Annotated in this window: 9 protein-coding genes; 6 read left to right on the forward strand and 3 right to left on the reverse strand. The window is 76.7% G+C overall.

What is annotated here, in order from left to right; translation table 11 throughout:
* Nucleotides 1-112: 112 nt before the first annotated feature.
* Both E9529_RS20195 and E9529_RS20200 read left to right on the forward strand, forming a co-directional pair.
* A complete protein-coding gene (locus tag E9529_RS20195; protein WP_236826378.1) occupies nt 113-442 on the forward strand; it encodes a co-chaperone GroES in 330 nt (109 codons plus the stop codon).
* Between the two features lie 49 nt (nt 443-491).
* A complete protein-coding gene (locus E9529_RS20200) occupies nt 492-839 on the forward strand; it encodes a hypothetical protein (RefSeq protein WP_236833061.1) in 348 nt (115 codons plus the stop codon).
* A gap of 42 nt (nt 840-881) precedes the next feature.
* On the opposite strand, the gene E9529_RS20205 is transcribed toward E9529_RS20200, so the two are convergent.
* Entirely contained in the window at nt 882-1,355 is a 474-nt protein-coding gene (locus E9529_RS20205) for a MarR family winged helix-turn-helix transcriptional regulator (RefSeq protein ID WP_236833062.1), read from the reverse strand.
* Nucleotides 1,356-1,432: 77 nt separating this feature from the next.
* Between E9529_RS20205 and E9529_RS20210 the strand changes: the two genes are divergently transcribed.
* The gene (locus E9529_RS20210; protein WP_236833063.1) at nt 1,433-3,571 is read left to right on the forward strand and encodes an MMPL family transporter; all 2,139 of its coding nucleotides are present in this window, start codon (nt 1,433-1,435) and stop codon (nt 3,569-3,571) included.
* Between the two features lie 102 nt (nt 3,572-3,673).
* Nucleotides 3,674-4,552, forward strand: a complete 879-nt coding sequence (locus E9529_RS20215; RefSeq protein ID WP_236833064.1) for a ketopantoate reductase family protein — start codon at nt 3,674-3,676, stop codon at nt 4,550-4,552.
* A gap of 2 nt (nt 4,553-4,554) precedes the next feature.
* Here the strand turns inward: E9529_RS20215 and E9529_RS20220 are convergent, their stop codons facing one another.
* Both E9529_RS20220 and pheA read right to left on the reverse strand, forming a co-directional pair.
* Nucleotides 4,555-4,827: a hypothetical protein gene (locus E9529_RS20220; protein ID WP_236833065.1), complete on the reverse strand. Its 273-nt coding sequence runs from the start codon at nt 4,825-4,827 to the stop codon at nt 4,555-4,557.
* Nucleotides 4,828-5,045: 218 nt separating this feature from the next.
* Nucleotides 5,046-5,984 carry a prephenate dehydratase gene (gene pheA, locus E9529_RS20225; RefSeq protein WP_236833068.1) on the reverse strand — a complete coding sequence of 313 codons (939 nt, stop codon included), beginning with the start codon at nt 5,982-5,984 and terminating at the stop codon, nt 5,046-5,048.
* A gap of 117 nt (nt 5,985-6,101) precedes the next feature.
* Between pheA and E9529_RS20230 the strand changes: the two genes are divergently transcribed.
* Both E9529_RS20230 and E9529_RS20235 read left to right on the forward strand, forming a co-directional pair.
* Nucleotides 6,102-7,775, forward strand: a complete 1,674-nt coding sequence (locus E9529_RS20230; RefSeq protein ID WP_236833066.1) for a GGDEF domain-containing protein — start codon at nt 6,102-6,104, stop codon at nt 7,773-7,775.
* 101 nt (nt 7,776-7,876) lie between these two features.
* Nucleotides 7,877-9,823 (forward strand): diguanylate cyclase domain-containing protein (locus E9529_RS20235; RefSeq protein ID WP_236833067.1); only part of this gene is annotated, 1,947 nt, incomplete at its 3' end.

Here is a 9,823-nt window from a genome sequence, read left to right on the forward strand (position 1 = left end):
CGCTCACCGCCGTCATCTGGCACAACGACCACATCGGCGCACCCACCCCTCGATCACTGATCGCCTACGACCACTGACCCTTGGAATCGATCATCTAGTAGCGTTCGAGGACGTGCCCGAGAACAGCGCCGGCCGGCTGCCCATCAAGATGCTGCACGACCGCGTCCTGGTGTCGCTGCGCAAGGAGGACGGCGAGCGGCGCTCGACCGGCGGCATCCTGATCCCGGCGACCGCCCAGGTGGCCAAGCGGCTGGTGTGGGGCGAGGCCAAGGGCGTCGGGCCGTCGGTGCGCCAGGTCAAGGTCGGCGACCAGGTGCTCTTCTCCCCCGAGGACCAGCACGAGGTCGAGGTGCACGGCGAGGACCTGGTCATCCTGCGGGAGCGCGACGTGCACGCCGTCGCCGCCGAGCGGATCGAGGAGTCCACCGGCCTCTACCTCTGACAGCCGGGCGCCTTGCCCTGCGGGCGGGCCCGGCCCGATGCTCTCGGCCATGACCCACCTCGCCGCCCGCCCGCGCTCGGTCGCCGTCGCCGTCTGGGCGGTGCTCGTCACCGCGACCGCGGTGGTGGCCGCCCTGCCCGGCGACCCCGGCACGGTTCCCGCCGGCTGGCTGGTCGCCCTGGCGCTGCTCGGCGTGCTGGCCTTCCGCGGCAGCGACGCCGCGTACGCCGTCCTCGTGGTGCTCAACGCCGTCCTGCTGAGCACCGCGCTGCTGCTCGCCACCCCGGTCGCCGCACCGTTCTGGGCGTTCTACGGGCTGGTCGCCGCGGCTCTCGCCGCCCTCGTCGGCATCCCGCTGCTCGCCCGGCGCACCGCTGTCGCCGCCTCGGCTCCCTGACCCGGCGGCACGAGCACCGGCCGCCGGGGTGGGCCGCCCGGATCAGCGCGGCTCGTCCGCCGCCCGGGCATGCGACTCGATCACCTCGGTCATCCCGGTCAGGAACCGGCGGACGACGGCGAGCTCGTCGTCGGAGAACCCCTCCATCGCCGCGAGCAGGTCGCGCTGCAGCCCACCGAAGAACTCCGCCCCGGCAGCCATCGCCTCCGGTGACATCTCCAGCGTCACCCGGCGGCGGTCGGCGTCGTCCCGCACCCGGCGCAGGTGCCCGGCGCGCTCCAGCCGGTCGACCAGCGCCGTCACCGAGGCCGAGCTGAGCTCCACCGCCGCGCCCAGCCGCCCGGCGGTGAGCGCCTCCCCGCGGCGGGCGGCGTCCATGACCGCGACCAGCGCCCGGACGTCGGTGCGCCCCAGCCCGTGCAACCCGGCGAACCGCTGCCCGACTGCATCCAGTTCCACGGTCAGCCGGCGAAGGAGCAGCGCCAGCTCCTGCCGCGCGGGATCGACCTCGGCCACCGCACCTCCGTTCGCGCGCGGCACGGGACCGCTCTAATCTCTCGATCATCGAGATGATCGACCGTCAAGGAAACATGATGCCGCGCCGCACCTCAGCCCTCCGCTGGATCCTCCCTGCCGTCGTCGCCCTGCTGTGGCTGGGGTTGGCCGGCCCGCTGGGCTCGTTCAGCGGCAAGCTGGCCGAGGTCTCCGAGAACGACTCCGCCGCCTTCCTGCCCGACAGCGCCGAGTCGACCCGGGTCACCGAGCTGCAGCAGCAGTTCCGCACCGAGCGCACGCTGCCGGTGATCCTGCTCTGGGAGAGCGAGGGCGGCACGCTGGGCGGCGCCGCCCTGGCCGAGGCGCAGCAGCGCGTCGACGAGGCGGCCGCCGTCGCGGAGGAGGCCGGGGCCCTGGCGGGGCAGCCGTCGCCGCCCATCCCGTCGGAGGACGGCGAGGCGGTGCAGGCGGTCCTGCCGTTCGACCCGGACCTGGGCGACGCGCTGCCCGAGATCATCGGCGAGCTGCGCGCCATCGACGGCATCGACGGCACCACCGCCTACGTGACCGGGCCCGGCGCCATCTTCTCCGACTTCGCCGAGGGCTTCTCCGGCATCGACGGGCTGCTGCTGGTCGCGGCGTTCGGCGTCGTCCTGCTCATCCTGCTGGTCGTCTACCGCAGCCCGCTGCTGCCGCTGCTGGTCATCGGCACCGCAGGGCTGGCGCTGGTCGTCTCGCTCGCCGTCGCCTACGTTCTGGCCGACCAGGGCTGGATCACCGTCAACGGCCAGAGCCAGGGCATCGCGTCGATCCTCGTCGTCGGCGCGGCCACGGACTACGGGCTGCTGCTGGTCGCCCGCTACCGCGAGGAGCTCCGCCGCGAGCAGTCCCCGGCCGCGGCGATGCGGGTGGCGCTGCGGCAGTCCTGGGAGCCGATCCTCGCCTCGGGCGGGACGGTCATCCTCGGCGTCCTCTGCCTGTTCTTCTCCGACCTGGGCTCCAACCGCGCCCTCGGCCCGATCTCCGCGGTCTGCATCGCCTTCGCCATGCTGGCCGCGCTCACCTTCCTGCCGGCCGTGCTCGTGCTGCTGGGCCGCGCGGCGTTCTGGCCGTTCCGCCCGAAGTACGGCGAGGAGCACGACCGCGGCCGGGGCTGGGAGCGGGTCGCCGCGTCGGTCGGCCGCCGCCCCGGCCGGTACCTGGCCGGCAGCGGCGCCCTGCTGGTCGTCATGGCGCTCTTCCTCCCGGCCTTCGACGCCGACGGCATCCCGCTGTCCGAGGCGGTGCGCGGCGGCTCGGAGTCCGGCGCGGGGCAGGAGGCCCTGGCCCGCCACTACGAAGCCGGCTCCGCCAGCCCCGCGGTGATCATCACCCCGGCAGACGGCTGGCCCGCCGTCGCCGAGGCCGCGTCGCAGGTCGACGGCGTCGCCGGGGTGGCTCCGTTCACCGGCGAGCAGGGCGGGCCGCCCGGAGCCCGGGCCGCCGAGCCGGTCGAGGTGGACGGGCTGGTCCGGCTCGACGCCACGCTGGCCGACGCCCCCGACAGCGAGGCCGCCCAGGACACCGTCGCCCAGCTGCGGACGGCGGTGGGCGACGTCGACCCCGACGCCCTGGTCGGCGGCTCCAGCGCCCAGGACCTGGACACCCAGGAGACCGCCGCCCGCGACCTGGTGGTGATCGTGCCGCTGGTGCTGCTGGTCATCACCGTGGTGCTGGCCCTGCTGCTGCGGGCGGTCGTGGCCCCGCTGCTGCTCGTGGCGACGACGGCGCTGAGCACCGCCGCGACCGTGGGCGTGGCCGCGCTGGTCTTCGAGCACCTTTTCGACTTCCCCGGCAGCGACCCGCAGGTGCTGCTCATCGGGTTCGTCTTCCTCGTCGCGCTGGGGATCGACTACAACATCTTCCTGATGACCCGGGCCCGCGAGGAGTCGGTCCGGCACGGGGCGCGGGAGGGCGTGCTGCGGTCGCTGGCGGTCACCGGCGGGGTGATCACCAGCGCGGGACTGGTGCTGGCGGCCACCTTCGGCGCGCTCACCGTGCTGCCGCTGGTCATCCTCATCCAGCTCGGGTTCCTCGTCGGCTTCGGCGTGCTGCTCGACACCTTCGTCGTCCGGTCGCTGCTGGTGCCGTCGGCGGTGCACCTGATCGGCGACAGGGTCTGGTGGCCCGGGAAGCTCGCCCAGGGCCCCACCGGGCCGGCCGAGCCCGCGGCGGAACGCGGGCTGGAGCGGGTCTGATCCGGCCGAGTGCGCAGTTGCGGTCGCCGACACGCAGCGGCGCGCCAGGCCGAGACCACAACTACTCACTGGGCCTTCGCGAGTGGGTGGCAGGCTGCTCCCGTGGAGACCTTGCGCGTGGCCGTCCTGGGGCCCGGAGGCGTCGGTGGGCTGCTGGCCGCCCTGCTGGCGCGGGACGGGCACGCGGTCACGTGCCTGGCGCGGCCGGCGACCGCCGCCCGGCTCGACGGGCACGGCCTGCGCGTGCGCAGCGACCGGTACGGCGAGCTGACGGCGCGGGTCCGCGGCGCCGAGCGGCTGGACGGGCCGGTCGACGTCCTGCTGGTGACGACGAAGGCCACCCAGCTCGACGAGGCGCTCGACCGCGTGCCGGCCGCCGTGCTGGGGGACGCCGTCGTCGTGCCGCTGCTCAACGGCGTCGAGCACCTGGCCGCGCTGCGCGGGCACTACCCCGCGGCCCGGGTGGTCGCCGGCACCATCCGGGTGTTCGCCTCCCGCCCCGCCCCCGGCGAGGTGCGCCACGAGGGGCAGCTGTGCGCGGTGCAGCTGGGCCCGGGGGCCGAGGCGCTGGCCGCTGCCCTGACCGCCGCCGGGGTGGACGTCGCCGTGCGCCCCGACGAGGCCGGGCTGCTGTGGGACAAGCTGTGCTTCCTGGCCCCCATGGCGCTGCTGACCACGCGGTACGCGGCCGACCTCGGCGCGGTGCGCCGGGAGCACGGCGACGAGTTCACCGCCGCCATCGCCGAGGTGGCCGCGGTCGCCCGGGCTGACGGGGCGGCCGGCGACGCCGCGGCGACGCGCGCGTTCGCCTGGTCGCTGCCCGACGGCATGCGCTCGTCGATGCAGCGGGACGCCGAGGAGGGGAGCCCCACCGAGCTCGAGGCGATCGGCGGCGCGGTGCTTCGGGCGGCCGACCGGCACGGCATCGCCGTCCCGGTCACGCGGCGGATCGTGGAGGAGCTGCGCGCCCGCCTGCGGTGAGCTCAGCCGGCGGTGAAGATCCAGGTCAGCACGGCGCCGCCCACCACCACCCAGAGCAGCGGCACCCGGTTCACCCAGCGGGCCGCGGCCTCGTGACGGGTGCCGAACAGCACCCAGGCGGTGACGGTCGTGCCCACGGCCACGAACGGATAGCCGAACCAGGCGTAGATCAGCAGCGCGGCGAGCGTCGTGCCCGCGCTGCCCGCTGCCATGACCCCGCCGACGGCGACCATGAACCACGGCAGCAGGAAGAGGACGTAGAGCCCCTGCAGCACGCCCAGCTCGATCGCGGCGCGGCGCCGGGCCGACGGATCGACGGATCGACGGTGGGCACCGGTACGGGCGGGGTCCGGACGGTCACAGCGCCGGAGCGTAGCGGCGCGGAACCGTTGCGTGGCTGCCCGCAGCGGCGCGCCGCGTTGATCATCGTCATCCGGCGGCCCGGCACGCCGATGACGGCCACCAGATGACGATGATCACGCCTGAGGGGCGGTCAGCTCCCGGAGGCGCGCACCCCCGCCAGCCACTCCCCGGCCTCGGCGAACGCCGCGTCGGACGACCCCGCCGGCACCGCCCGGTTCTCCCGGCCGTCGGCGCGGGCGTACGAGCCCAGGAAGCGCACGTCGTCGCACACCCGGTGCAGCGCGGCCAGCGCCTCCCCCACGCGGGAGTCGGCGACGTGCCCCTCGCAGTCCAGGGAGAACGAGTAGACGCCGAGCCGCTGCCGGGTGGGGCGCGACTCGAGGCGGGTCAGGCTGATGTCGCGGACGGCGAACTCGCGCAGCACGTCCAGCAGCGCACCGGTGCGGTCACCGACGACGACGGTCAGCGAGGTCTTGTCGTTGCCGGTCGGCGCGGGCAGCAGGCCGGGGGGCTGCACGAGGACGAACCGGGTGACGGCGCCCGCGGTGTCGGCGACGTCGTCGGCGAGCACCTCGAGCCCGTAGCGCTCGGCGGCGATCGCCGCGCAGACGGCGGCGTCCACCTCGCCGGCCGCCACCGCCGCCGCGGCCGCGGCGGTCGAGGAGGAGGGCACCGGCCGGATCCCCGGCAGCAGGCCGGCCAGCCGCCCGCTCGTCTGGGCGAGGGCGTGCGGGTGGCTGGCCACCGACCGGACGTCGGCGAGCGCCGTCCCCGGGCGGACGGCGAGGACGAACGCCACCTCCAGGTACACCTCGCGGGTGATCAGCAGCGGGTCGCCGTCGGCCAGCCCGTCCATCGTGGCCGGCACCGACCCCTCGACGGAGTTCTCCAGCGGCACGAGGGCGGCGTCGGCGTCCCCCGAACGGACGGCGGCGAGCGCCGCGGCGACACTCGGCTGGGGGTCCCGGCGTCCCCCGGGGGTGGCGATCGCCCTGCTCAGGGCCGCTTCGGCGAAGGTACCCTCGGGCCCCAGGTAGGCGAACCGCATCGACGACGGAGTGGGTGGCATCCCGGGCACCCGACGAGGGTAGTGCGCACGGGACGACGTGGTCGCCCGGCCCGGGTAGCGGTGCCGGGGACCCGGTACCACCGGCCCTCCTGGGCCCCACTGCGGAGGGAGGGATGCGTGAGCCCCGGACCGGCCCGTGTCGCCCCCGGCGACCTGCAGAGCGCCCTCTGGCGGCTGCTCGACGCCAGCGACCGGGAGGACCCCGCCCCCTTCCTGGCCCTCGCCGACCGGGCCGACGAGGACTTCCCCGACTCCTCGTGGCCGACGTGGCAGGCCTGGCGGCACGCGTTCGGCGCCCGCCGCGCGCTGGTGGACGGCGACCCCGCGGCCGCGGCGGCCGCGATGGCGGCGGCCCGCGAGCAGCTCGACGCCTGCCCCGCCTCCGCCGGGACGGCGCTGCTCATGGCCTACCTGGCGCACGTCGAGACGACCGCCGACCACCTCGACGCCGCGATGCTGCTCGCCGTCGACGCCAGCCTGCTCACCGACAGCCCGTCGCTGCCGCCCTCGCGCGCCCTGCTGCAGGCGCACCGCTGGCTGTCGCTGACCCTCTCCGGCCTGGACCTGGAGGAGCTCGCCGTCCACCACGCGGTCCGCGGGCACCAGGTCGCCGCGGCGCTGCCGGACGTCGGCGACCGCGGGCTGCTCCTCCTGCTCTCCGCCCGCCAGCACGTCGAGCTGGCCCAGACGATGCGCCGCCGCGGGGAGGTCGAGCGCGCCGCCGAGCTGGCCGGCGAGGCGATCACCTGCGCCACCGCCGCGCGGGAGCTGGACTGGTCGCCCGAGCAGGCCGACGCCGACCTGCTCGACGTCGTGCAGGCCTGGGCGCTGATGTGCGCCGGCGACCCCGATGCCGCGGTCGGGCCGCTGCGCCGGGTCCGGCGGGCGCTGCAGCGCGAGGGCGGGCTGTGGCTGCGCGGGTACGCCGACCTGGCGCTGTCCCGGGTGCTGTCGGCGGTGGCCGCCCGCGACGGCCGCACCGGCCCCGGCGAGGAGGCCATCGACCTGCTGGTCGACGCGTCCGGGGCGTTCGCCGCCGCCGGTGACCGCCGCCGCTACCGGCAGAGCCTGCTGGAGCTGGGCCAGGGCAGCGCCGACCTGGGGCGCCCCGCCGAGGCGCTGCACTGGCTGGAGGCCTACCGCGCCGACACCGGCCGCGCGCACGCCCGCAGCCGGGAGCTGTGGGCGGAGATGTTCGTGCGCCGCAGCCGGCTGCGGGAGGCCGAGCGGCAGGAGGCGGTGCTGCGCCGGCACGCGCTGGAGGACCCGCTCACCGGGCTGGGCAACCGGCGCAGCGCCGAGCGCCGGCTGGGCGCGATGCGGCTGGGCGAGGAGCCGCTGTCGCTGGCCGTCGTCGACGTCGACCGGTTCAAGGAGGTCAACGACGACACCTCGCACACCCACGGCGACGCCGTGCTGCGCCGGGTCGCCGACCTGCTGCGCGAGCACAGCCGGACCGGTGACGAGGTCTACCGCTGGGCCGGCGACGAGTTCCTCGTGGTGCTGCCCACCGCGACCGAGGCCCAGGCCGTGGTGGTCATGGAGCGGCTGCGGTCGGCCGTCGCGGAGGCGGACTGGGGCGACCTGCAGCTCTCGGCGCCGGTGACGGTCAGCATCGGGGTGGCGACGGCGCCGGCGGCGGCCGAGGGGCAGCCCGGCCCGGTCGCCGGGTGGCGCTCGCTGTTCGACACCGCCGACCTGCACCTCTTCTCCGCCAAGCGCCTCGGCCGCAACCGGGTGCGCGCGCACGGCCCGACCGAGGCGCCGGCGAACCGGGGGGCTGGCGGGTGACCACGCTGCACGCGTGGGACGGGAGGGACGCAGCGGACGGACGACGGCGCGTTCCCGGTGACGTCCTCGACACGCTCGGTGACGACATGCACAGTGCGCTGGTGCCACCGGGAGCCCTGCACCAGCGGGTGACCGCCGCCCTCAGCAACTGGCAGCTCGACGACGCCGAGCGGCTGCTCGCCGGGGTCGAGCGCGACCCCTCGCCCTACGTCGCCGCCACCCCCGCGGCCGACGCGCCCGAGGGCACCCCGGCGTCGCTGGGCCGCGCCTGGGCCGACACCCTGCGCGCCGAGCTCCTGGTGCGCCGGCTGCGCGTCGCCGGGTTCACGCTCGTGGGCGACCCGGTCTCCGCCACCGAGCCCGCGCTCGACCTGCACGCCGGGGTCGCCGGGCTGATCGACGGCGCCGCCGACGGCTCCCCCGGCACCCCGGACGCCGACCCGCGTGCCGAGCAGGCCTCCCGCGCGGCCCTGGCGATCGCGCTGGTCCGCTCGGCGAAGGCCGCGTTCGACGCCGCCGACGACGCGCTGCAGCGGGCCGCGGGCCTCGCCCGGCACGCCCGCATCGAGCTGCTGTCGCGGCGCATCGACGCCGCCATGGACGAGGCGGTGGAGGCCGCGAGCCTGCTCGACCCGGACCTCGCCCCCGGCCCGCTGCTCGTCGACACGCTCGGCACGCTCGCCGGCGTGCTCGCCGACCTCGAGCTGATGCCGCTGGCGCTGGACTACCAGCGGCGCGCCCTGGAGGCGGCGCAGGCGGTGGCGGCCGACCCCGCCGGCGAGCCCGACCCCGACGTGCTCGTCGCCGTCGCCGCCACCCGGCTCGGGGAGCTCTGCGCCGAGCTCGGCGAGGGGCTCCTGGACGACGGCGCCCTCGAGTCGGCCGCGCCCTACTTCGCCGAGGCGCGGGCGCTGGCCGAGCAGGCGCTGGTGCAGCTGCCGCCGGAGTCGCCCGGCGTCGTGGCGGCCCAGGTCGTGCACGGGTGGGCCCTGGTGGGCATGGGCGAGCAGGCGGCGGCGGTCGGCCCGCTGCGCGCCGCCGTCCGGCTGGCCACCGCCACCGCCGACCGCGACCGCACCGCCTCCGCCGAGCTGGCCCTCGGCCGGGCGCTGCGCCGGCAGGGCGAGGGGCAGGCCGCCGACGAGCACCTGGTCGCCGCGCTCACCCTGGCCACCGAGCACGGCCTGCCCCGGGTGCGCCGGGCCGCGCTGCGCGAGCTGTGCACCCTGCACGCCGACCTCGACGACGCCGGGCGGGCGCTCCCCTACCTGCAGGCCTACCTCGCCGACGAGCTGGACCGGGTCGACGAGCGCCGCACCCGCTGGGTGGAGCTGTTCGGCCGGCGCAAGAGCCTGCTGGAGACCGAGCGCGCCGCGGGGCAGCTGCGCCGGCAGGCCTACGAGGACCCGCTGACCCACCTGCCCAACCGGCGCTACGCCGAGGCGCGGCTGGACGGGCTGCTCGCCGCCGGCGACGTGCCGGCGCTGGCCGTGGTCGACGTCGACAACTTCAAGGCGATCAACGACACCGCCGGGCACCCGGCCGGCGACGCCGTGCTGCGCACCATCGGCGAGCTGCTGGTCGCCGGCGTGCGCGACACCGACGAGGTGTGCCGCTGGGCCGGCGACGAGTTCGTGATCCTGCTGCCCGAGACCACCGCGGAGCAGGCCGAGCGGGCGCTGGAGCGCATCCGGGCCTCGGTCGCGCGCTACCCGTGGGTCGACCTCGGCCTCGACGTCCCGGTGACGATCAGCGCCGGCATCGCCTCGGCCACCCGCGGCGACGACCGCAAGACCCTGTTCGCCGCCGCCGACGGGGTGCTCTACGACGCCAAGCGCAGCGGCCGCGACCGCGTCGTCCGGCTCTCCGCGCTCACGCAGACGCGGGTCGCCGACGACGCCGCCCCGGCCTCCGGCGCGCCGGCCCCGCGGTCCACCCCGGCCGACGACGCCGCCCGCGCCACCGCCGCCGTCCGCGAGGAGGCGGCCGGGTTCGCCGCGCTGCTGGGCGCCCCGCACCCCCCGCTGGGCCGCGCCCACCCGGGCGAG

This window comes from Blastococcus sp. KM273128 (genome assembly GCF_021698975.1).
Taxonomy (GTDB): Bacteria; Actinomycetota; Actinomycetes; order Mycobacteriales; family Geodermatophilaceae; genus Blastococcus.